This window comes from Lelliottia sp. F153 (assembly GCF_002870005.1).
Classification (GTDB): domain Bacteria; phylum Pseudomonadota; class Gammaproteobacteria; order Enterobacterales; family Enterobacteriaceae; genus Enterobacter; species Enterobacter nimipressuralis.
This window is the reverse complement of record NZ_PKFT01000001.1, coordinates 740,143-765,974: the sequence shown is the minus strand read 5'-3', so window position 1 is coordinate 765,974 and position 25,832 is coordinate 740,143. Positions and strand designations below refer to the sequence as shown.

Below are 25,832 nucleotides of genomic sequence, written 5' to 3'. Positions count from 1 at the left end.
AATGTCCCCCATTTCATTGTTATCAAGGAGAAAGTAATGACAACGCAACGCCGCGAGAAAGATTCCATGGGCGCAATCGACGTCCCGGCTGACAAGCTATGGGGCGCGCAAACTCAGCGCTCGCTGGAACATTTCCGCATCTCGACGGAGAAAATGCCCGTCTCGCTGATCCACGCCCTGGCGCTCACCAAACGCGCAGCCGCGAAGGTTAACCAGGATCTGGGCCTGCTGTCCGCCGAAAAAGCCACCGCTATCATCAGCGCCGCCGACGAAGTGCTGGCCGATAAACACCCGGACGAATTCCCCCTTGCCATCTGGCAGACCGGCTCCGGCACCCAAAGCAACATGAACATGAACGAGGTGCTGGCGAACCGCGCGAGCGAACTGCTGGGCGGCGTACGCGGGATGGAGCGCAAAGTACACCCGAACGATGACGTCAATAAAAGCCAAAGTTCTAACGATGTATTCCCGACCGCGATGCACGTGGCGGCGATCATCGGCCTGCGCGAGCATCTCATTCCACAGCTGAAAGTGCTGACTCAGACCCTGACGGCAAAATCGCAGGCGTTCGCTGACATCGTCAAAATTGGTCGTACCCATCTGCAGGACGCCACGCCGCTGACCCTCGGACAAGAGATCTCCGGCTGGGTAGCGATGCTGGAACACAACCTCAAGCATATCGACCATAGCCTGCCGCACCTCTCGGAGCTGGCGCTGGGCGGTACAGCGGTGGGGACGGGGCTGAACACCCATCCGGAATATGCCGTACGCGTGGCGAAAGAGCTGGCCGCGATCACCGGGCAGCCGTTTGTGACCGCGCCGAATAAATTTGAAGCGCTCGGTACCTGCGATGCGCTTGTCCACGCCCACGGTGCGCTGAAAGGGCTGGCGGCCTCGCTGATGAAAATCGCCAACGACGTGCGCTGGCTGGCCTCCGGGCCGCGCTGCGGGATCGGTGAAATCAGCATTCCGGAAAACGAGCCGGGCAGCTCCATCATGCCGGGCAAAGTGAACCCGACTCAGTGCGAAGCCATGACCATGCTCTGCTGTCAGGTGATCGGCAACGACGTCGCGGTGAATCTCGGCGGGGCGTCAGGCAACTTTGAGCTGAACGTCTATCGCCCGATGGTGATCCATAACTTCCTGCAATCGGTGCGCCTGCTGGCGGACGGCATGGAGAGTTTCAACGAGCACTGCGCGACCGGCATCGAGCCGAACCGCGACCGTATCAGCCAGCTACTGAATGAGTCGCTGATGCTGGTGACTGCGCTTAACACGCATATCGGCTACGACAAAGCGGCTGAAATCGCCAAAAAAGCGCACAAAGAGGGACTGACGCTGAAAGCCTCAGCGCTGGCGCTGGGCTATCTGACGGAGGCCGAGTTCGATACCTGGGTGCGCCCGGAAGAGATGGTAGGCAGCCTGAAGTAATCACTCCGCCACATACAGGTGCAGCCGTGGAATGATCAAGCGCAGCGGCTGCGCCTGAGGTTTATAACGATGCTGAATATTGTCCGCATCATAATTCAGCAGTTCGCCAATGTCTGGCACCATCGCTCCCTGGTCTGCATCGTACAGGGCAATCAGCGGCGTCGGGCAGGCGTACTGCACCTGCTTTTGCTCCCCCGCATACCAGACGCGTGCAATCGGCTGCACCTTTACCGGACGTTTGATTTTAAGGCGCGCATCGGCAGGCAGCGCGGCGATATTCTCGTACTCCTGCTCTAACCGCTCAATCCACTGCTCGCGCGACCAGGGTGCCATGGTGCGCGGCGATTTCAGGCTCTTCTCCAGCAGTGACAGCACCTCATTGCGGGTGAAATTTTTGATGATATGTTTGTTCGCCCAGCCAAAGCGCAGGGTCGCCGGATGACGCAGCAGCGTCAGCGTGCGGTAGGCGTTGAGGGTAATCAGGCCCGGCAACTGGCGATGCACCCACTCAAAGCGCGCGGCAGGGGCCAGACCCGACTCTTCGGTTACGATCTTCTCAAACGCGGCTTTAAGGGAATTAATGTGCGCAATCTGGCTTTCAAGCTGTTCTCGCAGGGGTTTGTCGCACTGGAGACAAATTACCCCAGGCAGACGCACGGCGGCTTTACTGCTGCGGTTTTCTGACTGCTGCTGAATAAACAGATGGCGATAATGCGCCAGCGTCAGATCCAACGCCTCCTTGCCGATGTGCTGTTTCACCTCAATCACATCCAGCGGATCGTGCTCTGCGCCTTTTACCACGTCCGGCAGGGTGAAAACCCGTGCGGCCAGCAGCCGACAGGTTTTTAGCCGTTCGCTCAGGCTCATCAGTTCGTGTTCTATCTGGTGAAAGGTGGAGTTCAGCCGCTCGAGAAGATCATAGGTCGCCATAAAACGCTCGCAGTAGTTACAACATACTTATTATATAGCACAGTGCGCCGGGTCAGGCTACGGTGCGGAATGGGTCTGGCAGGGGCAATGGATGCTTATCAATTGGGGGTTAAATATACGAAATTTGTATACTTCCCGTCTCTTGCGGCCCCTCGGTTGATCCAGAACAGGTAAAAAGTATGATGAAAACCTAAAATCGTCACACGTTTTATCTACCCCTAAATGGTAAGAGGCAATCCTTGTCCAGACCTGGCCGTATTGTCTGCGCGCTGCTGGCGTGCGCGTCTTTCTTCGCACAGGCAGCCGCCCCCGACGAACTGACAACCGCGTGGCCCGTCAATGTAGGACCGCTCAATCCCCATCTTTATACACCCAATCAAATGTTCGCCCAGAGCATGGTGTACGAACCGCTGGTGAAGTATCAGGCCGATGGTTCGGTCATACCCTGGCTTGCGAAAAGCTGGACCCACACGGCGGATGGCAAAACTTGGGTATTTACGCTTCGTGACGGTGTCACGTTTTCCAACGGCGAACCTTTTAACGCGCAGGCCGCCGCCGAGAACTTCCGCGCTGTGCTCGATAACCGCCAGCGCCACGCCTGGCTGGAGCTGGCCCGGCAGATCACGGATGTTAAAGCCCTGAGCGACTCTGAGTTGCAAATCACCCTGAAAAGCGCCTATTACCCTTTCTTACAGGAACTCGCGCTGCCGCGTCCTTTCCGCTTTATCGCCCCGTCGCAGTTTAAAAATAATGAAACGATGAACGGCATTAACGCGCCAATCGGAACCGGACCGTGGGTGCTGAAAGAATCCAGGCTTAACCAGATTGATGTGCTGGTGCGCAACGATCGCTACTGGGGTAAAAAGCCCGCCATCCGACAGATCACCGTGAAGGTGATTCCGGACCCGACGACTCGCGCCGTGGCGTTTGAAACAGGTGATATTGACCTGCTGTATGGTAACGAAGGGCTGCTGCCTCTCGATACCTTCGCCCGCTTCAGCCAAAGCCCACAATACCGCACCCAGCTATCCCAGCCCGTTGAAACGGTCATGCTGGCGCTGAACTCCTCCAAAGCGCCGACGGACGATCTGGCGGTGCGCGAAGCGCTGAACTATGCGGTGAACAAAAAATCCCTGATCGATAACGCCCTGTACGGTACGCAAAAAGTGGCGGACACGCTGTTCGCACCGTCAGTGCCTTATGCAAACATCGGTCTCAAGCCGCGCGAGTACGATCCAAAGCAGGCTACAACGCTGCTGGAACAGGCGGGCTGGAAGACTGTGAGCGGAAAAGCCATCCGCGAGAAAAATGGTCAGCCGTTGCGGGTTGAGCTTGCCTATATCGGCACCGATGCCCTGAGCAAATCGATGGCGGAAATCATTCAGGCCGACATGCGTCAGGTGGGCGTCGATGTGGCGCTGGTGGGGGAAGAGGAGAGCAGTATCTACGCCCGCCAGCGTGACGGTCGATTCGGCATGATTTTCAACCGCACCTGGGGCGCGCCTTATGATCCGCATGCCTTTATGAGCTCGATGCGCGTGCCGTCCCACGCCGATTATCAGGCGCAGCTGGGGCTCGCAGATAAGCCCGTCATTGATAAAGAGATTGGTGAAGTGCTTTCCACCCGCGATGAATCACAGCGTCAGGCGTTATACCGCGATATTTTGACCCGCCTGCACAACGACGCGGTCTATCTGCCGATTAGCTATGTGTCGATGATGGTGGTAGCGAAGCCTGAACTTGGGGTGATCCCGTTTGCGCCCATTGCGTCCGACATTCCATTTGAACTTATCCAGCCGGTGAAACCCTGATGTGGCGCTATATATTGCGGCGCATACTGCTGCTGATCCCGATGGTGTTCGCCGCTTCGGTGATTATCTTTCTGATGCTGAGACTCGGCACCGGCGATCCGGCGCTGGATTATCTGCGTCTCTCTAATCTGCCGCCCACGCCGGAGATGGTGGCCTCTACCCGCGTGATGCTTGGCCTGGATCAGCCGTTAATCGCGCAGTACGGCACCTGGCTGTGGCGGGCGATGCACCTGGATTTTGGCATCTCTTTCGCCACCCAGCGCCCGGTGCTGGACGACGTTATGCACTTTTTGCCCGCGACGCTACTGCTGGCCGGTGCGGCGCTGGTGCTGATCCTGTTTACCTCCGTGCCACTGGGTATTTGGGCCGCGCGCCATCGCGATCGGCTGCCGGATTTCATCGTCCGGGTGATCTCTTTCCTGGGCGTCTCTATGCCCAACTTCTGGCTGGCGTTTTTGCTGGTGATGTTCTTTTCGGTTTATCTCAAATGGCTCCCGGCGATGGGCTACGGCGACTGGCAGCATCTGATTCTGCCCGCCGTGTCGATTGCCTTTATGTCGCTGGCGATTAACGCCCGGCTGCTGCGCGCCAGCATGCTGGATGTTGCCGGGCAGCGGCACGTCACCTGGGCGCGTCTGCGCGGCCTGAGCCATAAACAGACCGAGCGCCGCCATATTTTGCGCAACGCCTCGCTGCCGATGATCACGGCGGTGGGAATGCACATCGGCGAGCTGATCGGCGGGACGATGATCATCGAGAACATCTTCGCTTGGCCGGGCGTAGGGCGTTACGCCGTCTCGGCGATTTTTAACCGCGACTATCCGGTCATTCAGTGTTTTACGCTGATCATGGTGGTGGTTTTTGTCCTCTGCAATCTGGCGGTGGATGTGCTGAATGCAGCGCTTGACCCGCGCATTCGTCGTCATGAAGGAGCGCACGCGTGAATTTTTACCGTTCTGCACGCTGGCCTGTCCGGCTGGCGATGATGATGATTGCCCTGCTGGCGGCGATTGCCCTCACCAGCCAGTGGTGGCTGCCGTACGATCCGCAGGCGATTGATCTGCCGTCGCGGCTTCTGTCACCCGACAGCCAGCACTGGCTCGGCACCGACCATCTGGGGCGCGATATCTTTTCGCGTCTGCTGGCGGCAACGCGCGTCTCTCTGGGGTCGGTGATGGCCTGTCTGCTGCTGGTGCTGATTCTGGGAATGACCATCGGCGGGGCGGCTGGGCTGCTTGGCGGGCGCGTGGATCAGTTCACCATGCGCATCGCAGATATGTTCATGACCTTTCCAACCTCGATTCTGTCGTTCTTTCTCGTGGGCGTGCTGGGGACGGGGCTGACTAACGTCATCATCGCCATCGCGCTTTCCCACTGGGCCTGGTACGCGCGGATGGTGCGCAGCCTGGTGATCGCGCTGCGTCAGCGGGAGTTTGTCCTTGCGTCGCGGCTGTCGGGGGCCGGGCATGTGCGTATTTTTGTCGACCACCTGACAGGGGCGGCGCTGCCGTCGCTGCTGGTGCTGGCGACGCTTGATATCGGTCATATGATGCTGCACGTCGCGGGGATGTCATTTCTCGGACTGGGCGTGACGGCCCCGACGCCCGAGTGGGGCGTGATGATCAACGATGCACGTCAGTATATCTGGACGCAGCCGTTACAGATGTTCTGGCCGGGGCTGGCGCTGTTTATCAGCGTGATGGCGTTTAATCTGGTGGGTGACGCCCTGCGCGATCACCTCGATCCTCATCTGGTCACGGAGCATGCCCACTGATGCCAAAGCAGATTGATTTGAAGAATATCGTACTCGAGGCGGATCGCACGTTAGTCAACGGCGTCTCGCTGACGCTCAAACGCGGGCGGGTGCTGGCGCTGGTGGGGGGCAGCGGCAGCGGGAAATCCCTGACCTGTGCCGCCGCGCTCGGCGTATTGCCTGCCGGTGTGCGTCAGACGGCAGGACGGATTCTGGCCGACGGCGAGACGGTGGCACCAGCGTCCCTGCGAGGGATGAAGATCGCGACCATTATGCAAAACCCGCGCAGCGCCTTTAATCCGCTGCATACCATGGCTACCCACGCCAGGGAGACCTGTCAGGCGCTGGGTAAAAATTCCGATGACACCGCGCTTATCGCCGCATTAAAGGCCGTCGGGCTGGACGAGGCGGAACGCGTGCTGAAGCTCTATCCCTTCGAGATGAGCGGCGGCATGTTGCAACGGATGATGATCGCCATGGCCGTGCTGTGCGATGCGCCGTTTATCATCGCCGACGAGCCGACCACCGATCTCGATGCCGTGGCCCAGTCGCGTATTTTGAATCTGCTGGATGACATCATGCAAACCCGCGCGCCCGGTATGCTGCTGGTGACGCACGATATGGGCGTCGTGGCGCGCCTTGCGGATGACGTGGCGGTGATGGACAACGGCGTCATCGTTGAGCAGGGCGACGTGGAGATGCTGTTTCGCGCGCCACAGCATCCGGTGACGCGCGGGCTGGTGTCGGCTCATCTGGCCCTGTATGGCATGGAGTTGACCCAATGACACTGCTTTCCGTATCTGCGCTTTCACATCAATACGCTCGCTCAGAGTGGGTGCTGAACAACGTCGCCATGAGTCTTAAAACCGGTGAAACCGTGGCGCTACTGGGCCGCAGCGGCTGCGGGAAAAGTACGCTTGCGCGCCTGCTGGTAGGGCTGGAATCCCCGAGCCAGGGCGACGTCTTCTGGCAGGGCGCACCGCTTTCACAGCTCAACCGATCCCGGAAAAAAGCGTTTCGCCGTGAAATTCAGATGGTGTTTCAGGATGCCATCAGCGCGGTGAATCCGCGTAAAACGGTGAGTGAAATCCTGCGCGAACCGATGCGCCATCTTTTGTCCCTGTCTAAAGTAGAGCAGATGGTCCGCGCCCGTGAGTTGCTGCGGGCGGTTGAGCTGGATGACACGCTACTCACTCAGCGCCCGCCGCAGCTAAGCGGCGGCCAGCTTCAGCGCGTGTGCCTGGCGCGGGCACTGGCCGTTGAACCAAGGCTGTTGATCCTTGATGAAGCCGTGTCGAATCTCGATCTGGTGCTGCAGGCAAACGTGATTCGCCTGCTCAAAAAACTCCAGCAGCAGTTCGGTACCGCCTGCCTGTTTATCACGCACGATTTACGCCTGGTCGAGCGCTTTTGCGACCGGGTAATGGTGATGGAGGCCGGGAACATCGTGGAGACGCAAACCGTCGGTGAGCGATTAACCTTTGCGTCCGCTGCCGGACAAACACTACAAAACGCGGTCCTTCCCGCATTTCCCGTGCGCCGTCGCGCCAGACTTTGAGGTTACATCAGATGCAACGTGTCACAATTACGCTTGATGATGATTTGCTGGAGATGCTGGACAGTCTTAGTCAGCGCCGTAGTTACAATAACCGTTCAGAGGCCATCCGTGATATTTTGCGCGGCACGCTGGCACAGGAGACCACCCAGGAGCACGGCAGGCAGGGATTCGCGGTACTTTCTTACGTGTATGAGCACGAGAAACGCGATCTGGCCCGGCGTCTGGTCTCGACGCAGCACCATCACCACGATCTTTCGGTCGCTACGCTGCATGTCCATGTCAGCCACGAAGATTGCCTGGAGATCGCGGTGTTGAAAGGCGATATGGGAGACATTCAGCATTTCGCCGATGATGTGATTGCCCAGCGCGGCGTGCGGCATGGGCATCTACAGGCGTTACCTGATGAGAAGTAACGTCATCAGGCCGTGACAGGCAGGGTGATGTGGCGATAGATCGGCCAGCTAAAACAGAATTTTGCACCGCCGAGATCGCTTTCGTCGCAGCTGACGCGCCCGCCCATCGCCTGAGCGATAGAGTGGACAATCGCCAGCCCCAGCCCGCAGCCGCCGGTGGCACGGTCGCGGCTGGGGTCAAGACGCACAAAGGGTTCAAACACCCGTTCACGCTCGGCGGCGGCGATACCAGGGCCATCGTCTTCCACCGCTAAACTGGCCTCGCTGCCGTTCAGATGCAGGCTGATGCGAAGCCTGCTTTCGCTGTAGCGCAGGGCGTTATTCACCAGGTTATCCAGCACGCGCTCCATCAGACGCATATCCAGCGCGCCGTAATCACCGGGGCTGTTATCCAGCAGCAATGTGCGCTGCGGATTCACGCTCTGCACATCGTCAATATGGCTACGTATCCATGCCGACAGATCGGGTGAGCTGAGCTTAAGTTCATTCTGCGGGCGATCCAGACGGGCATAGGTGAGCAGCTCTTCGATCAACGCTTCCAGTTGGCCAATATCGCGATTGAGCGCAAGGGATTCTGCTTCCGTCAGGTTTTCGCTCATCTCCAGGCGATAACGCAGACGCACCAGCGGCGTGCGCAGTTCGTGGGCGATGCCGTCAATCAGCGCTTTTTTACTGGCGATCAGCGCATTGATGTTATCGGCCATCTGGTTAAAGGCCACACCCAGGCGCTCGAAGCTGGAGGTGCTGTCAAAGTGGATGCGCTCGGTAAAGTGACCGTCGCCAAAACGCTGGGCCGCCGCTTCCAGACGCAACATATCCTGCCAGTGGGGCCGCATCCAGATTAATACCGGAAAGGCCAGCGAGATGGCGATGAACGCCAGCAGCGCGATATCCAGCAGGCGCATCTGATGCAAAAAATAGAGATAAGGGACCGGGCCGACCGCCAGCACGTAATGGCTGCGCGGAATACGCTGAATAAAGGTGTACTGATCGTCTAATGCCACGATATCGCCATCGCGCAGGCGCTGCGTGGTCTGGGGGTCTAAATTGTAGTTCTTGAGCGGCTCGATGCGCATATTAAACGACAGATTCAGATCCAGCTCTTTCAGCGTTCGCGCCCAGTCGTGCGGGGGGATTTCACGTAATTCGCTGCGCATCAGATAGAGCGAGCTTTTCATCAGGTCATCAAGCGACTGCCTGCCCGCACGCTCGGCGGTGAATTTGTAAACCAGCCCGACCAGCATGGTCATCACCAGAAAACAGACAAACAGCAAAAGATAAAACTGCACAAACAGCTTTTTCATGAAATCACACCATTAACACAATGAGTTAGCTAACTGATTTTACCTTTGGGGCACCAGGCCGGCAGTGTTGTGTTCATCAATGCCCCAGGTAAGTGGCTATGAAAGCAGGGTTTGCCCCGGCTGACAACATGCAAACGCATGGCGTGGTCCAAATACGATGACGCGCAAAACTAGACCAGAATAGTCTATAATTTTTATAGAGTTACTTGAAACTGTCAGGGATGGGCCTCATATTTACCATATGACACTGTAGATGGACAGAAGAGGTGAAATTATGACTGCTGATGATCTTAAAAGAAAAGCCGAGGAAGAGATTTCTGCACTTATCTCAAAGAAAATCATAGAGCTTCGGAAAAAAACCGGGAAAGAGGTGTCTGGCATAGATTTTACTGAGCGTGAAACAATGACCGGTCTGGAAGGTTACGAGGTAAAGATCAATCTTCTCTGATGACCACGCGACATGACTTTGCTATTCCTCGCTTTTTAGCATCATCACATCACAGATAACAGTTAAGCTGCTTGCTTTCGGCGGGTGGCTTTTTTTTATCAACGCCCTCCACGCGGGGGATTTTTGAAGGGGTCAGAACCCGCCTGAAGTGCCGCTTCGCATGGCTTATTGAGGTCACCGACCTATACTTAGTCTGCAGTGAATGGCTGCATACCCTACTGGAGTAAGCCGTGAAAAACTATTCTACGCAAGTCAACAAAGACACGCCGAAAAAACCGGATAATACGCCGAAAGACAACGATAAGAGCCCGCAGAAAAGCAAAAAGTAGTGACTCAGGCTGTGCCTGACACACCGTTCGTCGGAGGTTAATGTGACTGAACGTCGAGATTGGGTTGATCCTGTACCGGTAGATGACCCTCTGCCGGGTGATACTGACCCCGTTGACCCCATCATACCTGATGATGTTGATCCACCGCTCAGGTAGCTTGCTACTAACCGCCTACGGGCGGTTTTTTATTTCCGTGGTTTAGAGGGTGGTTGATAGTCGGTTACAGCGCCATCGCGCATAATCAGGCCATTCATATCATCAGAAAAGGATGTCAAACATGTCAGATAAACATTGGTCGAGGACGGAATATCTTCACCAGACGGTGACGAACCCCAATATTCACATCAAAGGCACGCACAGTTATTACAGCGACTGCTGGGACAAGGGTTTTGAGCGCTCGGTGGTGCGGTATCTGCTCGGCGATGAGGTAAGCAGAAACTGGGAACCGCTTGGAGAGCTGGACCAGCTCTTCATCGGTAACTTTGTCTGTATCGGTGCGGAGTGTGTGATTCTGATGGGCGGGAACAGCACCCATCGTCTGGACTGGCTCAGCCTCTACCCGTTTATGGAATCCATCAAAGAGGCCTATCAGCCGCGTGGGGATACGGTGCTGCAGGATGGATGTTGGCTGGGAATGCGGGCCATGATCATGCCTGGCGTCACCATCGGCGAAGGGGCTGTGGTCGCGGCGGGAGCGGTTGTGACGAAGGATGTGCCGCCGTACGCCGTGGTCGGTGGCAATCCGGCAAAAATACTGAAATATCGACTGCCGGAAGAGGATATTGCGCGGCTGCTGGCGCTGAATCTGTATCAGCTGCCGGAAGAGACGCTGATGGAACTGCAGCCGCTGTTGTCGTCTGGGGATATTTCAGCGCTCGAACGGGGCGTGTCGGGTTATCAGGTTTCCCAGGCATGCGGCGCAAACAAATAGCCTTTGTTACGCACAGTTTTGATGCGGTACGGCTCGGTGGCGTTATCCAGCAGCTTTTTACGCAGCCGCGAGATGGCGACGTCGACGCTGCGGTCCATACCGTCGTAACTGACGCCGCGCAGGTTTTTCAGCAGCGCATCGCGATCCATAATTTGCCCGGCATGGGTAGCCAGTTCCCATAGCAGGTCAAAATCAGCGGTCGACAGCGCGATATCTACCCCGGAAAGCAGCACCTGGCGGTTAACGGGATCGATCGACAGGGTGCCAAAGCGCATGGCTTTGTGGGGCGTGAGTGCGGCAGAGGCTGTCTGGTTTTCCGTGGCAACGCGCTGGCGCAGATGCAGGCGCAGACGGGCCAGCAGCACCGCTGGCGGCGTGGTTTTGAGAATATAATCGTTCGCGCCCATTTCAAGCGACAGAATATGGTTCATGTCGCTGTCGAGGGAGGTGAGCAGCACTATCGGGCCGTCCCATTGCGCGCGCAAGTCGCGGCACACGGTCATCCCGTCTTTGCCGGGCAGCATGATGTCGAGCAGGACCAGGTCCGGTTTCTCGCGGAGCACCACCTCTTCAGCGCGGTCGCCACGCGGCTCAACGATAACGTCCATATCGTGTTTTCCCAGATAAGCGGCAATCAGCTGGCCGACTTCGGGTTCGTCCTCAACAAAAACGATCTTATTCATACAACGTCTGTTTTCGTGAAAAAAGCCAACATACACCGCGTAACCTTAACCTTCCATTAATCTTTCTAAATTAACCCGAGTTCCGTTATTCTGACCGGTATTGTTAGTTGATTGTTAAGGGAAAAGAATGGCGCTCTTAATCAAAGCCGCGCTGGGTGCGCTGGTCGTGGTGCTGATTGGCATTTTAGCGAAGACGAAAAATTACTATATCGCCGGGCTGATTCCGTTATTCCCGACCTTTGCGCTCATTGCCCACTATATCGTGGCGTCAGAGCGTGGCATTGACGCGCTGCGCACCACCATCGTTTTTGGCATGTGGTCCATCATTCCCTATTTTATCTATCTTCTGTCGCTGTGGTATTTCACGGCCATGATGCGCTTACCCCTGGCGCTTGGCGGGGCGGTAGTATGCTGGAGCCTCAGCGCCTGGGTGTTGATCTTCTTCTGGAGCCGCTTTCACTAATTCAGCGGGCGACCGCCATCTACGCCAAAAGAACGGCCTGTGACGTAGCGGCTGCTCAGCAGGTAGTCGATAAGATCGATCACCTCTTTCTCGCCCGGCGCGATTTTCATCAGTGATTTATTGAGCGCTTTTTGGCGGTATTCCGCATCATCATGATCGTTAAACATAATCAGCGACGGGGCGATAGCATTCACCTTGACCTCTGGCGCGAGCTTGCGGGCGAACGAGCGCGTCATGTTGTCGAGCGCCGCTTTACTCGCCGCATAGGCGATATGTTTGTCGCTTCCGCGCTCCACCACATAGTCGGTGAAATGAATAATATCGCTCGCGGCGTGACCGTGCCCGCACAGCAAATCCTGCAGGGCGTGGTTGAGCAAATAGGGGGCGTGGACGTGGATCTGCATCATCGCCGCGAGGGTTTCGCTCAGCGAGGTTTCCGGGGTTTCCGCCAGCCAGGCACTGGCGTTATGCACGATGGCGCGCAGACCGTCGGTGGTTGATTTTACCTTGTCGGCAAACGCCAGAATCCCGTCGTCGGTGGCGAAATCTGCCTGGATGCAGACGGCACCGGCTTTTCTCAGTCCTTCAATAGCGTCGTATTCTGTTCGGTAACTGACGATCACCGGCTGATGCTGGCTAAGAAAATGGTGAGCAAGGGCGAGGCCGATGCGTCGGCCAGCGCCAGTAATCAGAATCGGGCGTTGCGGTGCATTTCCCATCGTATTTTCCTTGAGAGTTCAACGATGGGAAAAATCGCGCTTATCCCATCAACATCCACGTTGCCGGTACGGCAGCAACCAGTAACATGCCAATCAACGCCATTTCACGACGCTTGAGCGCGTGACCTAACTGATGCGTGCGGCGAGCGTAGATAAACACCAGCAGACCCGGCGCATACAGCACCACAGAGAGCAGCAGATGCATAGGGCCTGAGGCATAGAGTAACCATAATCCGTAGAGACAAGCGCCAACACCGACCATGTAATGTGCCGGGCGGCTGGCTATTTTTAACAGATAAGCCCCGACTAAGAAATAGGGTACCAGAATCATCTCGGAGGCAATGGTCAGCAGGGTGTTATAGTCAGAACCTGTGAGCCAGATCAGCACCAGACAGACCTGCACGCTGATGTTGGTCAGCCACAGGGACGCCGACGGTGCACTGTTTTTGTTCTGACGCGCAAACAGGCGCGGGAAAGCCTTATGCGTCGCGGCCAGGAAGGGCACTTCTGCCGCCATAATGGTCCAGCTCAGGTAAGCGCCGCAGACAGAAACAATCAGCCCAGCCGCAATCACCACGTCGCCCCAGGAACCCATCATTCTGACCATCAGGCCCGCCATCGACGGGTTACGCATCTCAGCCAGCTCAGGACGCGCCACCACGCCGATAGAGAGCAGCGTCACCAGCAGATAGACGCTCAGCGCAGCCAGTACCGCCAGCAGCGTGGCACGGCCTACGTCGCGCTTATTACGGGCGCGCGCCGAGACCACCACTGCGCCTTCGACGCCGATAAACACCCACAGGGTGATAAGCATGGTGTTTTTCACCTGCTCCCAGACCGGTACGCCAAGCGCGACACCGCTGAAATCGAGGCTGAAAACATCAAGACGAAACGCGATAAACGCCAGCACGATAAACAGGCCCAGCGGAACCAGCTTAGCCAGCGTCGCCACCAGGTTAATGCTCGCCGCCGTCTGCACGCCGCGAAGCACCAGCCAGTGAACTAACCACAGCAGCACCGACGCTCCGACGATGGATTGCCAGGTATTGCCATCGCCAAAGAAGCGCAGTTCAGGCGTATCGGTAAAGAAACTGAGGGCAGAGAAGACGATCACCAGATAGGAGACGTTGGCGATCACCGCGCAGAGCCAGTAGCCCCAGGCCGAGCAGAAGCCGATCAGCTCGCCGAACCCCTCGCGGGCGTAGGTGAATATTCCGCCGTCCAGATCCGGGCGGATGCGCGTGAGCAATAACATGGCAAAGGCCAGCAGCAGGATCCCGACACCGGTGATCCCCCAGCCGATGAGCAACGCCGCGGGGCTGGCGACTTCCGCCATATTCTGCGGCAAACTGAATACGCCTGCACCCAGCATGGAGCTTAAAACGAGCGCAGTTAAAGCGCTCAGGCCAAGTTTCTTTTCCATTGGCTTCCTGTTATGAAAGGTCCAAATCCAGAATAATTATTTCGCACAAGCGCATAAAAATGGTGGATCACACTAAGGCGCGGGATTTTACGGAGTGTCTTGCAGGCATGCAATGATGTGAGGCAGAAATTAGAGAAAAGTTACAAAAAAGGCGGCATTGCGCCGCCTTTTCACACCTGCTGATTTACTTGTACAGGTCTGCGCTGATGGTCACGTTGTTACCACGTTCCTGCCACTGGCGGGTGATGTGGTAATACTTCGCACCTTTCTTCGCTGCACGCTTCGCCACCTGGTAGGAGACTTCGGTCATGTTGCCGTAGTTACCGGTGAATTTGACGCTGTCGAAAGGCACCATCTGCGCGGCAGTGGCTTTGTTCAGCTCTTCAATTTTGGTGCCGTCCGGCAGGGTGACAGTGTAACGGCCGCCCTTGGTGGTCTGAGTTTCAAAGAAACGACCGACGTCAGCACTTGGGGTCGCGGTGGTTGCCACGCCCGGGATTTCCACTTTCTTCGCTTCTTCGCCGCCTTTTGCCAGCGCTGCGCGACCGGCTTCAGAATCCGCAGGGATCACATCCGGGCTTTGCAGAACGCGTTTTTTAGCATCGGCTTTGTACAGGAAAGCGGTAATACGCTGGTTACCGCCCTGGTTAGCGTCAATCTGACGCACGATATAGAAAGAGGCAGCCCCTTTCGCTTTCGCGGCTTTGGTGATGGCATCGTTCACTTCAGGCTGGCTGCGGTAGAAGCCCTGGACGGTCACGGTGTCATACGGCTCAAGCGCAATCGCCTGATCCTTGGGCAACTCCATCACGCCATTAATGACGCGGTTTTTCGGCGCATCCGCTTTTTTCGCATCTTGCTTGTAGAGATCGACCACGACGCGCAGGTTGCCGCCGCTACCGTAATCAGATGTATCAACGACATAAAAAGAGGCGGCACCCTCTTTATCAGCGCGAAGTGACGCTGCTCGCACTGCATCGCTAATGGCGTTAAAACGACCGGTAACCGTCACACGATCGTAAGGTTTCAACGCTGCCGCTTGCTCCGGCGTTAACTCTGTCGCGGCGTTAGCGGACAGGGCGATCGCAGAAAGGAGTGCGGACGCCAGGAGAGTGTTCTTAAGCTTCATAAAAATAATCCTTCGCCTTGCGCAAACCAGGTACTGGTGTTGTTGTTAATTTGAATTCGTCGCCGATTATGGCATTTAAAACCCGTCGCTGTCTGCGCGATTTTTCACTCCCTGTGCTCACGACAGGATCAAATTCGATAACATTTACTGATATGTCGAGTAAACAAGCGTTTGAGCAGTAAAACTGATTAAGCATATGACTTTTACAAGTTAATTTAATGTTAATGGGTTGTTCTAATACGGCGCTATATCATGTTTTACCGCTTCGCTTGAGCTATTTATCGGCCCTGGCGAGGAAAATAAGGTAAATATCGCTGTCAGAGACCGCGATCACTTATTTTTCACAGATAAAGTCAGAAATAGTGTTTTCTTGCTGTAGATCACAAGCGGTATTTTCAGTAGGTTATAGAAAGTTTGTTACTGTTTTATTTTCCGTGGTTATTTACCCGTCAGGGCTCTCCCTGACGACGCTTATGCAAATCGCGGTCATTTATCGACAAACCATCATCAAGAACCGATGGAAGGGAAAACTATGCGTATTGGGGTACCAAAAGAACGGTTAGCCAATGAAACCCGCGTTGCTGCCACGCCGAAAACGGTCGAGCAGCTGCTTAAACTGGGTTTTACCGTCGCGGTTGAAAGCGGCGCGGGCAAACTGGCGAGCTTCGATGACGAGGCATTTATTCAGGCGGGCGCTGAGGTGGTGAGCGGGTCTGAGATCTGGCAGGCACCGGTAATTCTGAAGGTGAATGCGCCAACCGAGAGCGAAATCGCCCTGTTAAATCCGGGCACCACGCTTGTGAGCTTCGTCTGGCCTGCGCAAAATCCGGAGCTGATGGAGAAACTGGCCGCGCGTGGCGTCACCGTCATGGCGATGGATTCCGTGCCGCGTATCTCCCGCGCGCAGTCGCTGGATGCGTTGAGTTCTATGGCGAACATCGCTGGCTACCGTGCCATCGTTGAGGCTGCCCATGAATTTGGTCGCTTCTTTACCGGTCAAATCACGGCGGCAGGGAAAGTCCCACCGGCAAAAGTGATGGTGATTGGTGCGGGTGTCGCGGGTCTTGCGGCGATCGGTGCGGCGAACAGCCTCGGTGCGATCGTACGTGCGTTTGATACGCGTCCTGAAGTGAAAGAGCAGGTGCAGAGTATGGGCGCCGAGTTCCTTGAACTGGACTTCAAGGAAGAGGCGGGCAGCGGAGATGGCTACGCTAAGGTGATGTCCGAAGCGTTCATCAAAGCGGAAATGGAACTCTTCGCGGCGCAGGCGAAAGATGTCGATATTATCGTCACCACGGCGCTGATCCCTGGCAAACCCGCGCCGAAGCTAATCACCCGTGAAATGGTCGATTCCATGAAAGCCGGGAGCGTGATTGTCGATCTGGCCTCGCAGAACGGCGGCAACTGTGAATACACCGTACCGAACGAAGTGATGACCACCGCAAACGGTGTGAAAATCATCGGTTACACCGATCTGCCAGGTCGCCTGCCAACGCAGTCTTCCCAGCTGTACGGCACGAACCTTGTGAACCTGCTAAAGCTGCTGTGTAAAGAGAAAGACGGCAACGTGGTCGTTGATTTTGACGATGTGGTAGTGCGCGGCGTGACGGTGATTCGTGACGGCGAAATCACCTGGCCGGCTCCGCCAATTCAGGTTTCCGCGCAGCCTCAGGCGGCGCAGAAAGCCGCACCGGCACCCAAAGAGCCGCCGAAACCGGTCTCTCCATGGCGTAAATACGCGCTGATGGCGCTGGTGATTATTCTGTTCGGCTGGCTCGCTGACGTGGCACCGAAAGAGTTCCTCGGCCACTTCACCGTGTTCGCGCTCTCCTGCGTTGTCGGTTACTACGTGGTGTGGAACGTCTCTCACGCACTGCACACGCCTTTAATGTCGGTAACGAACGCCATTTCAGGGATCATCGTGGTGGGGGCGTTACTGCAGATTGGTCACGGCGGCTGGATCAGCTTCCTGAGCTTCATCGCGGTGCTTATCGCCAGTATCAATATTTTCGGTGGTTTCACCGTGACTCAGCGCATGCTGAAAATGTTTCGTAAAGGCTAAGGGGTAGCATATGTCTGGAGGATTAGTAACAGCTGCATACATTGTTGCCGCAATCCTGTTTATTTGCAGTCTGGCGGGGCTTTCCAAGCACGAAACGTCGCAGCGCGGGAACCACTTCGGTATCGCGGGGATGGCGATTGCGCTGATTGCCACCATCTTCGGGCCAGATACCGGCAACGTCGCGTGGATCCTAGTGGCGATGATTATCGGTGGGGCGATTGGTATTCGCCTCGCAAAACGCGTCGAAATGACCGAAATGCCAGAGCTGGTGGCGATTCTGCACAGCTTTGTCGGTCTGGCGGCGGTGCTGGTCGGCTTTAACAGCTATCTGTACCACGAACCGGGCATGGAACCGATTCTGGTCAATATCCATCTGACCGAAGTATTCCTCGGGATCTTCATCGGTGCGGTGACCTTTACCGGCTCAATCGTGGCCTTTGGCAAACTGCGCGGCAAAATCTCGTCTAAGCCGCTGATGCTGCCAAACCGTCACAAAATGAACCTCGCGGCGCTGGTGGTCTCTTTCCTGCTGCTGGTGGTGTTCGTGCGTACCGAAAGCACCGGCATGCAGGTGCTGGCGCTGCTGGTGATGACCGTCATCGCGCTTGCGTTTGGCTGGCATCTGGTGGCCTCTATCGGCGGTGCGGATATGCCTGTCGTGGTATCGATGCTGAACTCCTACTCCGGTTGGGCAGCGGCGGCAGCGGGCTTTATGCTCAGCAACGACCTGCTGATCGTTACCGGCGCACTGGTGGGCTCGTCGGGTGCGATTCTGTCTTACATTATGTGTAAGGCGATGAACCGTTCGTTCTTCAGCGTTATTGCCGGTGGTTTTGGTACGGACGGCGCGTCATCCAGCGGTGACGAAGAAGTGGGTGAGCACCGTGAAATCACGGCGGAAGACACGGCGGATATGCTGAAAAACTCCCATTCAGTGATCATCACCCCAGGCTACGGCATGGCGGTAGCGCAGGCGCAGTATCCGGTGGCAGAAATCACCGAGAAGCTGCGTGCGCGTGGGATCAAAGTGCGTTTCGGTATTCACCCGGTGGCAGGGCGCTTGCCTGGTCACATGAACGTGCTGCTGGCGGAAGCCAAGGTGCCTTATGACGTGGTGCTGGAAATGGACGAGATCAACGATGATTTCGCCGACACCGACACAGTACTGGTGATTGGCGCCAACGATACGGTGAACCCGGCGGCGCAGGATGATCCAGGCAGCCCGATTGCCGGTATGCCGGTTCTGGAAGTGTGGAAGGCGCAGAACGTTATCGTCTTCAAACGCTCGATGAACACTGGTTACGCTGGCGTACAAAACCCGCTGTTCTTCAAAGAGAACACCCACATGCTGTTTGGCGATGCGAAAGCCAGCGTGGATGCGATTCTGAAAGCGCTGTAATGGTGCTATTGCCTGGCGGCGCTAGCTGCCGGGCCTTTGACGAACCTCAGTGCCGGACAAACCGGCATAAAAAAGCCGCCATCGTTGGCGGCTTTTTCTGTCTAACACTACTCAATCGTCTTCTTCGTCATCCAGTTCCACCGGGGTTTGATACTGATCCGGTTTGATGACCAACAGATCGCAGCGCAGATGATCGATCACCTGTTCCGCCGTATTACCAAGGAACGCTGCGGAAATACCGGTGCGCCCAACGGTGCCAAGCACCACAATCCCCGCCTGCAAATGCTCCGACAGATCCGGGATCACCTCTTCAGGCAGCCCTTTTTCTACGTGCGTCATTTTCTCGTCAATACTAAATTTCTGGCGCAGGGATTTCATGGCCAGCAGGTGCTGACCGCGAATAGCGTCGTTATAGACGCTCGGGTCAAATTCAGGCAGTTCGATAGCGATATTGATAGGGGTAACCGGATACGCACCGACCAGATGGACTTCCGTATGGTTAACCTGTTCGGCAAGCTGGATTGTCTCTTTAACCAGTTTTTCGTTCAGCGCGTTGTGATAATTCTCTTCGCTGGCGAGGTTTACGGCCACCAGCGCCTTACCGCCTTCTGGCCACGGCTGGTCTTTCACCATCCACACCGGGCAAGGGCATTTACGCAGCAAGTGCCAGTCGGTTGGGGTAAAAATCACCGCTTCCAGCTTGTCGTGCTGGTGCGCCATCTTCAGCAGCAGGTCGTGTTTTTCGCTGATCACTTCCTGGATAATGGCTTCGAAAGGACGGTTATGCCACACGACTTTGATGTCGATGGGGATCCCGGCATCAATGTAATATTTAGCCTGCTCGCGGATCCACGCGGTCCGCTGGCTGATCACTCCCTGACGCATAGCAGTGCGCTCGTCAGGCGACAGAAGGGTGGTCATCTCATATGAGAAGTCATAGATCGGCAAAAACGCTTTGATTTTGCCGCCAATCCGTTGATGTAAATAGACAGCTCGCCGTAACGCCGGTTGATCGTCCTGATTAGGATCGATGGCCACCAGCATGTTTTGATACTTTGCCATACAGGTCTCCTTACTACTGTCACCACAGTCTGTAATTAAAAGAGTAACCTATATATGTTGAATGAAACAGGGGATAAGGTTTTGCCAGATCAATAAATCACGAAAATTTATCGATCCGGCTGAAGAGAAGCGAGGCTTAAGCGACGTTGCGGGAGTGACCGGCGAGAACCGCCAGTGCTTCACCGTTTTCTATGGTGATATATTTGCCTTTCACCGCCAGCATGCCACTTTTCTGGAAACGTCCCAGCAGGCGGCTGATGGTTTCAACGGTCAGGCCCAGGTAGTTACCGATGTCGCCACGGGTCATGGTGAGACGGAATTCACGCGGGGAGAAACCACGCTCAGCAAAGCGACGCGACAGGTTATAGATAAAGGCTGCCAGACGCTCTTCCGCATTCTTTTTGGAAAGCAGCAGGATCATGTCCTGATCGCCTTTGATCTCACCGCTCATCAGACGCATCATCTGCTGACGCAGGTTAGGCATTTTGCCTGACAGATCGTCCAGCGTTTCAAACGGGATTTCGCAAACCATGGAGGTTTCCAGCGCCTGAGCGAAGCTCGGGTGATGGCCGGTGCCGATAGCGTCAAAGCCCACTAAATCGCCCGCCAGATGGAAGCCAGTGATCTGCTCATCCCCTTGCTCGGTAATGGTGTAGCTCTTAATGGTGCCAGAGCGGATCGCATAGAGCGATTTCAGTTCGTCTCCCGCTTTAAACAGCGTTTGCCCTTTCTGAATAGGCTTTTTGCGCTCGATGATATTATCAAGCTGATCGAGTTCATGCTCATTCAGGGTAAACGGGATACAGAGCTGGCTAATGCTGCAATCCTGGCAATGGATAGCACAACCGCCAGACTGAATGCGTCGTATAATTCGCTTTTCCGGGATCATAGGTCTGCTCAAGCCTTAATTGATATTGGTCAATTTTAACATCTTTTTGGAGTGTGCGTAAGCCTGGGAAACCATCAATAGCGGCAAGTGGCGACATTGTGTCGCCATCTTCTTGAAATTCCACAGTTTGATTGTGGAATAATGACCTAAATCATAGAAAATTAAGCACTAAAAGCCTGGATTTCTACAACAGCAAATAGCCTTCGTGGCGCAATAACCACTCTTTACGCTGCACACCACCGGCATAGCCGGTCATAGTGCCGTTACGGCCAATCACGCGATGGCAGGGCACCACAATGCTGACCGGGTTTGAGCCGTTGGCTGCACCGACGGCACGCGCGGCACCCGCGCGGCCTAACTGTTCGGCAAGCTGACCGTAATGCATAATTTGCCCGCAGGGAATGGTGCGCAACACCTGCCACACTTCGCGCTGGAAAGGCGTGCCTGCCGTGGCGGTCGGTAAGGTATCAATGATGCCGAGATCGCCCTCGAAGTAGTCCGCCATTTTCGCGCTCAACCCGCCAGGGTTCGTTGCGCTGATGCGCTCATAGCCGTCGCGATAGTGGATATTCAGCAGTTCCACCATTCGGTCGCTATGCTCTTCCCACTCCACCGCGCGCAGGTTGAACTGCTCATCGGCAATGATCCACAGCGGGCCAAGCGGCGTGGCAATCTTATCTTCGAGTAATCTCAGCATCCTTTGTCCCTTAATTAAGCCGTGGGTAAATCCCCGGTCCAATTGGCAGCCCCACAAGATACCATGCGATTAACATCACCAGCCATACCCCTAAAAAGATAAGCGGATACGGTAACACCAGCGAATAGTAGGTACCCAGTTTCGCCTCGGGCTTATAGCGTTGCAGGAAGCCTAAGAACAGTGGCACAAACGGCGACACCGGGGCGAGAGGGATTACCGACGAATCGGCCACGCGGAACAGGATCTGGGCGAACGCCGGATGAAAGCCGAGCAGCATAAACATCGGCACAAAGATCGGCGCCAGAATCGACCAGATGGCGGACCCGCTGGCGATAAACATACACAGCAGGGATGACAGCAGCGCCAGCCCGACAAACGCCGGTACGCCGCTCAGTCCGGCGGACTCCAGGGCATCGGTCAGGCCAACGGCCATAAATTTGCCCATGTTGCTCCAGTTAAACATCGCCACAAACTGCGCCAGCGGGAACACCATCACGATAAAACCCGCCATCTCTTTCATCGGCTCGATCATCAGCTGGGGCAGATCGCCCTGACGGCGAATTTTGCCGGTGGCAATGCCGTAGGCGAGAGAAACGATAAAGAAGAACAGAATAATCAGCGGCACAATGCCCTGAATAAACGGCGACGGCAGGACCGTATGTTTTACCGGATCGCGCAGGACACCGTTTTCAGGCACCACCATCAGCGCAATCGCCGCGATAAATAGCAGCGAGACGACTCCGGCGACGCGAAGGCCGTGGCGCTGTTCCTTGCTCAGTGCCTCCAGCTTTTCATCACGGCTGCCTTCCCATTGACCCAGACGCGGTTCGACGATCTTATCGGTGATCAGGCCGCCCACAATCGTCAGCACAATCACTGAGCTTGCCATAAAGTACCAGTTGTCGATCACGCTGACGTGCATGGCGGTATCAATGGTTTTCGCCGCTTCGGTGCTGATCCCCGAGAGTAACACATCGGTGGTAACGATCAGCAGATTGGCGGTAAAGCCGCACCCGACGCCCGCGATGGCCGCGAGCAAACCCGCCACCGGATGACGGCCCACGGCGAGGAAAATCAGCGCACCCATCGGCGGCATAATCACCAGCGCCGCGTCAGAGGAGATGTGGCTGAAAAAGGCGATAAACAGCACCATATAGCTGGCGTAACGTGCGTTCACCACCGACGCCATTTTGACCATCAGCGCCGGTAACAGCCCCACGCGTTCGGCCAGACCCGCGCCCAGCACCAGCGCCAGAATCGCCCCCAGCGGCGCAAAACCGCTGAAGTTTTTAATCACATTCGGCAAAAACCAGTGCAGCCCTTCGACGCTGAGCAGGTTTTTCACCGCCACCATGCTGCCATCCGCCGGGCTGCGCACGCTAACGTCAAAAGCCGACAGCACGGCGGTGGCGATCATCAGAATCATAATCAAATAGATAAAAAGCAGGAAAGGGTGCGGCACTTTATTGCCGATCCTTTCAACCCAGCCATAGACCTTACCGGATGGGGAATGCGAAGGTATGGAAGACATACTCATGGGCGTTCCTCGGGACTGTTGTGTTGTTGTTTGCGTGTTTTATTATTTTAAAGGTGACGGTGTCACGTTATGTGGGATCGGACACTCGTACGGTCGTTCTTTTATCTGTTGTTCAAACTCATTCCGGCAGGATTGCAGAAGCGACGCGTCCTGCAGCAGATTCAGCGCCGTAGCGCCCATCACTTTTCCCGCCAGCAGCATACCTTTATGGGCAATAGAGGTGCGACCCTGCGCCACCAGCTGCCAGGTGTGCAGCGGCGTGCCGACGGTAAAGCAGGGGCTGAAGCACTGCGCCACCGGCATTTTCCAGCTCACGTCGCCCACGTCAGTGGAACCCGCCAGCACATTATCGGTGATGGCGTAGGGCGCGACCTCATCCACCAGCAGCGTTTCATGATGTCGACGGGCAAAGGCTTTACCTTCGTCTGCGCCCGTCGCGGCGATATTTTTCAGGCTGTTTTGCAGATCGTTTGGCGTGAGGGTTTTACGAATTTCAGCGGCAAATTCGCGCTCTTCTTCCGTCCACACAGGCGTACCGTAATGCTGCAACGCGCTGTACATCGCGGCTTCAAGGGTGCGGTTCGGCAGATAACTGGAACAAGCTTTATCAAAGCGGCGCTCGACGGTGGTTTCCGTCATCAGCGCTGCGCCCTGCGCGATCTTTTCAATACGCTCGTAGATCTGCTGGGCGTCGGTCATCTCCGGGGCGCGGATCAGATACAGCACCTCGGCCTGAGCCTGCACCACGTTCGGCGAAATCCCGCCGGTGTTGGTGATGGCGTAATGCACGCGGGCTTTTTCGATGATGTGCTCATTGAGGAAGTTTGTGCCGGTGGTCATCAGGGTAACGGCATCCAGCGCGCTGCGCCCGAGATGAGGCGAATTCGCGGCATGCGCGGCGATCCCCTGAAAGCGCCACGAGGCCTGGATATTCGCCAGCGTGCTGACGTTAAACATCCCGGCAAAGGCTTCCGGATGCCAGGTCACGGCGGCATCCACATCGTCAAACAGCCCCTCGCGCACCATAAAGGTTTTGCCGGAGCCGCCTTCCTCACCCGGGCAGCCATAAAAACGCACCGTGCCGCTGCCGCCGTGTTTTTCCAGCCAGCTTTTCACGGCTACCGCGCCTGCCAGCGCCGCCGTTCCCAGCAGATTATGACCACAGCCGTGGCCGTTCTCGCCGGGTGTGTCTGATTGCGGCTTGGCGCAGTGCGCGGTCTGGCTTAAACCCGCCAGCGCGTCAAATTCCCCTAACAGGGCCACCACAGGTTTGCCACTGCCAAAGCTGGCGATAAAGGCATTCGGAATGCCGCCCGCTTCGCGCGTCAGGGCAAAACCTTCGGCTTCCAGCGCGCTCGCCAGACGTTCGGCGGACCAGAACTCTTCAAAGCGCGTTTCCGGGTGATCCCAGATTTCATCCGCGATATCGGTGAAGGTCTGACATCGGGTTTCAATCGCATCGTCAATAAAACGGTAGATCTCCTGCATCACACACCTCGCGTCCACGGAAAATTGAGCGCAGTACGGGCCAGCGTTTCAATCGCCACCGCCATGACCTGCTCGTCAAAATCAAACTTTTCATTGTGATGACCGGCGCTCAGATCGGTGCCAAACACCATATAAGAGGCCATCCCGCCATTCTGCTGCACCCGCGCCATCATCAGCGTGGCGTCCTCTGATCCCGCCGGGGCCTTCACTTTGTCGATGGCCTGGCGCACGCCCGGCACCTGGCTTGCCTGTTCGCGCAGATAGTCAACCCATGCCGGTGACGGGGCGCTGGAGGTCGCGGCGCCCATCAGGCGCATTTCGGCTTTTACGCCGTAGAGCGCTGCGGCACCGTCGATCACAGCCTGAGCACGTTCAAACACGTACTGATTAATGGCCTCGCTTTCGCCGCGCGTTTCCACTTTTAACAGCGCGCTGGCGGGAACGACGTTACGCCCGCTGCCCGCCTGCATGACGCCGACGTTAACGCGTGACGCGCCTTCGCTATGGGGCGCAATGCTGTGCAGGGCCAGTGCGGCCTGGGCGGCGGCGAGCAGGGCGTTGCGGCCATCTTCCGGTTTACCGCCCGCGTGGGCAGCAACGCCTGTGAAACGCACGTCAAATTTGGTGGTCGCCATAAAATTATCGCTCCCACAGATAACGGTTCCGGTCGGGACACCGGTGCCGATATGGATCGCGGTAAAATAGTCGACGCCATCCAGCGCACCGGCGGCCACCATGGCGCGCGCGCCGCGCGTGCCTTCCTCAGCGGGCTGGAAGATAAGTTTAAGGGTGCCGTTCAGCCGGGATTCGTTCTGCTTCAGCAGATGCGCCAGCCCAAGGCCGATGGTGGTATGACCGTCGTGGCCGCAGGCGTGCATCATCCCTGGGTTGCAGGAGGCAAAACCGTCGCGGAACGGGCGATGGCTGTCGTCGAGGGCTTCGCTGAGATCCAGCGCATCCATGTCCACCCGAAACGCGAGAGTCGGTCCGGGACGACCGGTGTTCAGCGTGGCGACAATGCCGGTGAAGCCGCCTTCAAAGGCGCTGAGCCATTTCTCTGGCGCGCCCTGCTGGCGGGCGCGGGCAAATTCCGCGGCCAGCGTGTCCGCGTCGGGCAGTCCCATTCGGCTGTCGGCATCGACCACATCACGGCCCATCGCCAGCGCATAGCCCAGGTTATCGAGGATCTCCGCGACTTTTGCGGCGGTGCGAAACTCCACCCAGCCGGATTCAGCATACTGGTGAAAATCACGACGCCATGTTGTCAGCTGAGGCATTAATTTTTGAAGGGATTGTGTCAATGAATCCATCTCTCTTCCTGTCATCATGAAAATATGTGAACTGCTTCACGCTGTGATAGTTTTTACTTATCA

General features: G+C 56.4%; 24 protein-coding genes. 12 read left to right on the top strand and 12 right to left on the bottom strand.

The genetic code is table 11. The features are described 5' to 3' along the window. Window positions 1–36 precede the first annotated feature (36 nt). Window positions 37–1,431 (top strand): class II fumarate hydratase, encoded by a 1,395-nt coding sequence (gene fumC, locus F153LOC_RS03610; RefSeq protein ID WP_102103583.1) that lies wholly within the window; start codon window positions 37–39, stop codon window positions 1,429–1,431. Here fumC and tus read toward each other — a convergent pair whose 3' ends face one another. After that, entirely contained in the window at window positions 1,432–2,361 is a 930-nt protein-coding gene (gene tus, locus F153LOC_RS03605; protein ID WP_102103584.1) for a DNA replication terminus site-binding protein, read from the bottom strand. It lies immediately after the preceding gene. A 239-nt stretch (window positions 2,362–2,600) separates the two neighbouring features. Between tus and nikA the strand changes: the two genes are divergently transcribed. From nikA to nikR, 6 genes are read left to right on the top strand one after another with little or no spacing between them, the layout of a single operon-like run. Next, entirely contained in the window at window positions 2,601–4,172 is a 1,572-nt protein-coding gene (gene nikA, locus F153LOC_RS03600; RefSeq protein WP_102103585.1) for a nickel ABC transporter substrate-binding protein, read from the top strand. Next, window positions 4,172–5,116: a nickel ABC transporter permease subunit NikB gene (gene nikB / locus F153LOC_RS03595; RefSeq protein ID WP_102103586.1), complete on the top strand. Its 945-nt coding sequence runs from the start codon at window positions 4,172–4,174 to the stop codon at window positions 5,114–5,116. Before nikA ends, nikB begins: the two co-directional genes overlap by 1 nt. Beyond that, window positions 5,113–5,946: a nickel ABC transporter permease subunit NikC gene (gene nikC, locus F153LOC_RS03590; RefSeq protein ID WP_100780364.1), complete on the top strand. Its 834-nt coding sequence runs from the start codon at window positions 5,113–5,115 to the stop codon at window positions 5,944–5,946. Before nikB ends, nikC begins: the two co-directional genes overlap by 4 nt. After that, entirely contained in the window at window positions 5,946–6,710 is a 765-nt protein-coding gene (gene nikD, locus F153LOC_RS03585) for a nickel import ATP-binding protein NikD (RefSeq protein ID WP_102103587.1), read from the top strand. Before nikC ends, nikD begins: the two co-directional genes overlap by 1 nt. Beyond that, window positions 6,707–7,483 (top strand): nickel import ATP-binding protein NikE, encoded by a 777-nt coding sequence (gene nikE / locus F153LOC_RS03580; RefSeq protein ID WP_102103588.1) that lies wholly within the window; start codon window positions 6,707–6,709, stop codon window positions 7,481–7,483. The genes nikD and nikE overlap by 4 nt, the downstream gene beginning before the upstream one ends. 11 nt (window positions 7,484–7,494) lie before the next feature. Continuing rightward, on the top strand, window positions 7,495–7,896 hold the full coding sequence (gene nikR / locus F153LOC_RS03575; protein WP_100780361.1) for a nickel-responsive transcriptional regulator NikR: 402 nt from the start codon (window positions 7,495–7,497) through the stop codon (window positions 7,894–7,896). Window positions 7,897–7,901: 5 nt separating this feature from the next. Here the strand turns inward: nikR and rstB are convergent, their stop codons facing one another. Then, window positions 7,902–9,200, bottom strand: coding sequence for a two-component system sensor histidine kinase RstB (rstB, locus tag F153LOC_RS03570; protein ID WP_102103589.1), 1,299 nt, complete (start codon window positions 9,198–9,200; stop codon window positions 7,902–7,904). 274 nt (window positions 9,201–9,474) lie between these two features. Here rstB and F153LOC_RS03565 point away from each other — a divergent pair, with 274 nt between their 5' ends. Then, window positions 9,475–9,648 carry a GnsA/GnsB family addiction module toxin gene (locus F153LOC_RS03565; protein WP_100780891.1) on the top strand — a complete coding sequence of 58 codons (174 nt, stop codon included), beginning with the start codon at window positions 9,475–9,477 and terminating at the stop codon, window positions 9,646–9,648. Window positions 9,649–10,254: 606 nt separating this feature from the next. Continuing rightward, complete coding sequence (locus F153LOC_RS03560; RefSeq protein WP_102103590.1) at window positions 10,255–10,908, top strand: CatB-related O-acetyltransferase; 654 nt, start codon at window positions 10,255–10,257, stop codon at window positions 10,906–10,908. Here F153LOC_RS03560 and rstA read toward each other — a convergent pair. After that, window positions 10,875–11,591, bottom strand: a complete 717-nt coding sequence (gene rstA, locus F153LOC_RS03555) for a two-component system response regulator RstA (protein WP_100780354.1) — start codon at window positions 11,589–11,591, stop codon at window positions 10,875–10,877. The genes F153LOC_RS03560 and rstA overlap by 34 nt on opposite strands. Before the next feature lie 127 nt (window positions 11,592–11,718). On the opposite strand from rstA, the gene F153LOC_RS03550 reads away from it, so the two are divergent. After that, window positions 11,719–12,054 (top strand): GlpM family protein, encoded by a 336-nt coding sequence (locus tag F153LOC_RS03550; protein ID WP_102103591.1) that lies wholly within the window; start codon window positions 11,719–11,721, stop codon window positions 12,052–12,054. On the opposite strand, the gene folM is transcribed toward F153LOC_RS03550, so the two are convergent. The 3 genes from folM to ydgH form a co-directional block, all read right to left on the bottom strand. After that, the gene (folM, locus tag F153LOC_RS03545) at window positions 12,051–12,773 is read right to left on the bottom strand and encodes a dihydromonapterin reductase (protein WP_102103592.1); all 723 of its coding nucleotides are present in this window, start codon (window positions 12,771–12,773) and stop codon (window positions 12,051–12,053) included. The genes F153LOC_RS03550 and folM overlap by 4 nt on opposite strands. Before the next feature lie 40 nt (window positions 12,774–12,813). Then, a complete protein-coding gene (locus F153LOC_RS03540) occupies window positions 12,814–14,196 on the bottom strand; it encodes an amino acid permease (RefSeq protein ID WP_100780351.1) in 1,383 nt (460 codons plus the stop codon). 184 nt (window positions 14,197–14,380) lie between these two features. Then, window positions 14,381–15,325 carry a DUF1471 family protein YdgH gene (gene ydgH, locus F153LOC_RS03530; RefSeq protein WP_100780349.1) on the bottom strand — a complete coding sequence of 315 codons (945 nt, stop codon included), beginning with the start codon at window positions 15,323–15,325 and terminating at the stop codon, window positions 14,381–14,383. Window positions 15,326–15,857: 532 nt separating this feature from the next. On the opposite strand from ydgH, the gene pntA reads away from it, so the two are divergent. Then, window positions 15,858–17,387 (top strand): Re/Si-specific NAD(P)(+) transhydrogenase subunit alpha, encoded by a 1,530-nt coding sequence (gene pntA / locus F153LOC_RS03525; protein WP_100780348.1) that lies wholly within the window; start codon window positions 15,858–15,860, stop codon window positions 17,385–17,387. A gap of 10 nt (window positions 17,388–17,397) precedes the next feature. Beyond that, window positions 17,398–18,786, top strand: a complete 1,389-nt coding sequence (gene pntB / locus F153LOC_RS03520; protein WP_100780347.1) for a Re/Si-specific NAD(P)(+) transhydrogenase subunit beta — start codon at window positions 17,398–17,400, stop codon at window positions 18,784–18,786. Window positions 18,787–18,897: 111 nt separating this feature from the next. Here pntB and uspE read toward each other — a convergent pair whose 3' ends face one another. The 6 genes from uspE to F153LOC_RS03490 form a co-directional block, all read right to left on the bottom strand. Then, window positions 18,898–19,848 carry a universal stress protein UspE gene (gene uspE, locus F153LOC_RS03515; RefSeq protein WP_100780346.1) on the bottom strand — a complete coding sequence of 317 codons (951 nt, stop codon included), beginning with the start codon at window positions 19,846–19,848 and terminating at the stop codon, window positions 18,898–18,900. A gap of 136 nt (window positions 19,849–19,984) precedes the next feature. Continuing rightward, window positions 19,985–20,737 (bottom strand): fumarate/nitrate reduction transcriptional regulator Fnr, encoded by a 753-nt coding sequence (gene fnr, locus F153LOC_RS03510; protein WP_014070017.1) that lies wholly within the window; start codon window positions 20,735–20,737, stop codon window positions 19,985–19,987. A 184-nt stretch (window positions 20,738–20,921) separates the two neighbouring features. After that, the gene (gene ogt, locus F153LOC_RS03505; protein WP_100780345.1) at window positions 20,922–21,434 is read right to left on the bottom strand and encodes a methylated-DNA--[protein]-cysteine S-methyltransferase; all 513 of its coding nucleotides are present in this window, start codon (window positions 21,432–21,434) and stop codon (window positions 20,922–20,924) included. A 10-nt stretch (window positions 21,435–21,444) separates the two neighbouring features. Further along, window positions 21,445–22,971 carry a p-aminobenzoyl-glutamate transporter gene (gene abgT, locus F153LOC_RS03500; RefSeq protein WP_102103593.1) on the bottom strand — a complete coding sequence of 509 codons (1,527 nt, stop codon included), beginning with the start codon at window positions 22,969–22,971 and terminating at the stop codon, window positions 21,445–21,447. Window positions 22,972–23,013: 42 nt separating this feature from the next. Further along, entirely contained in the window at window positions 23,014–24,459 is a 1,446-nt protein-coding gene (locus F153LOC_RS03495; RefSeq protein WP_102103594.1) for a M20 family metallopeptidase, read from the bottom strand. Beyond that, window positions 24,459–25,769 (bottom strand): M20 family metallo-hydrolase, encoded by a 1,311-nt coding sequence (locus tag F153LOC_RS03490; protein WP_102103595.1) that lies wholly within the window; start codon window positions 25,767–25,769, stop codon window positions 24,459–24,461. Before F153LOC_RS03490 ends, F153LOC_RS03495 begins: the two co-directional genes overlap by 1 nt. Window positions 25,770–25,832 lie beyond the last annotated feature (63 nt).

Bases quoted from the DNA above. Each gene is read 5' to 3' on its own strand.
- tus (WP_102103584.1), bottom strand. From the start codon at position 2,361: ATGGCGACCTATGATCTTCTCGAGCGGCTGAACTCCACCTTTCACCAG.
- rstB (WP_102103589.1), bottom strand. From the start codon at position 9,200: ATGAAAAAGCTGTTTGTGCAGTTTTATCTTTTGCTGTTTGTCTGTTTT.
- nikR (WP_100780361.1), top strand. From the start codon at position 7,495: ATGCAACGTGTCACAATTACGCTTGATGATGATTTGCTGGAGATGCTG.
- abgT (WP_102103593.1), bottom strand. From the start codon at position 22,971: ATGAGTATGTCTTCCATACCTTCGCATTCCCCATCCGGTAAGGTCTAT.
- rstA (WP_100780354.1), bottom strand. From the start codon at position 11,591: ATGAATAAGATCGTTTTTGTTGAGGACGAACCCGAAGTCGGCCAGCTG.
- folM (WP_102103592.1), bottom strand. From the start codon at position 12,773: ATGGGAAATGCACCGCAACGCCCGATTCTGATTACTGGCGCTGGCCGA.
- F153LOC_RS03540 (WP_100780351.1), bottom strand. From the start codon at position 14,196: ATGGAAAAGAAACTTGGCCTGAGCGCTTTAACTGCGCTCGTTTTAAGC.
- F153LOC_RS03490 (WP_102103595.1), bottom strand. From the start codon at position 25,769: ATGGATTCATTGACACAATCCCTTCAAAAATTAATGCCTCAGCTGACA.
- ydgH (WP_100780349.1), bottom strand. From the start codon at position 15,325: ATGAAGCTTAAGAACACTCTCCTGGCGTCCGCACTCCTTTCTGCGATC.
- nikB (WP_102103586.1), top strand. From the start codon at position 4,172: ATGTGGCGCTATATATTGCGGCGCATACTGCTGCTGATCCCGATGGTG.
- F153LOC_RS03550 (WP_102103591.1), top strand. From the start codon at position 11,719: ATGGCGCTCTTAATCAAAGCCGCGCTGGGTGCGCTGGTCGTGGTGCTG.
- fumC (WP_102103583.1), top strand. From the start codon at position 37: ATGACAACGCAACGCCGCGAGAAAGATTCCATGGGCGCAATCGACGTC.
- fnr (WP_014070017.1), bottom strand. From the start codon at position 20,737: ATGATCCCGGAAAAGCGAATTATACGACGCATTCAGTCTGGCGGTTGT.
- pntA (WP_100780348.1), top strand. From the start codon at position 15,858: ATGCGTATTGGGGTACCAAAAGAACGGTTAGCCAATGAAACCCGCGTT.
- F153LOC_RS03565 (WP_100780891.1), top strand. From the start codon at position 9,475: ATGACTGCTGATGATCTTAAAAGAAAAGCCGAGGAAGAGATTTCTGCA.
- pntB (WP_100780347.1), top strand. From the start codon at position 17,398: ATGTCTGGAGGATTAGTAACAGCTGCATACATTGTTGCCGCAATCCTG.
- F153LOC_RS03560 (WP_102103590.1), top strand. From the start codon at position 10,255: ATGTCAGATAAACATTGGTCGAGGACGGAATATCTTCACCAGACGGTG.
- nikE (WP_102103588.1), top strand. From the start codon at position 6,707: ATGACACTGCTTTCCGTATCTGCGCTTTCACATCAATACGCTCGCTCA.
- ogt (WP_100780345.1), bottom strand. From the start codon at position 21,434: ATGCTGAGATTACTCGAAGATAAGATTGCCACGCCGCTTGGCCCGCTG.
- F153LOC_RS03495 (WP_102103594.1), bottom strand. From the start codon at position 24,459: ATGCAGGAGATCTACCGTTTTATTGACGATGCGATTGAAACCCGATGT.
- uspE (WP_100780346.1), bottom strand. From the start codon at position 19,848: ATGGCAAAGTATCAAAACATGCTGGTGGCCATCGATCCTAATCAGGAC.
- nikD (WP_102103587.1), top strand. From the start codon at position 5,946: ATGCCAAAGCAGATTGATTTGAAGAATATCGTACTCGAGGCGGATCGC.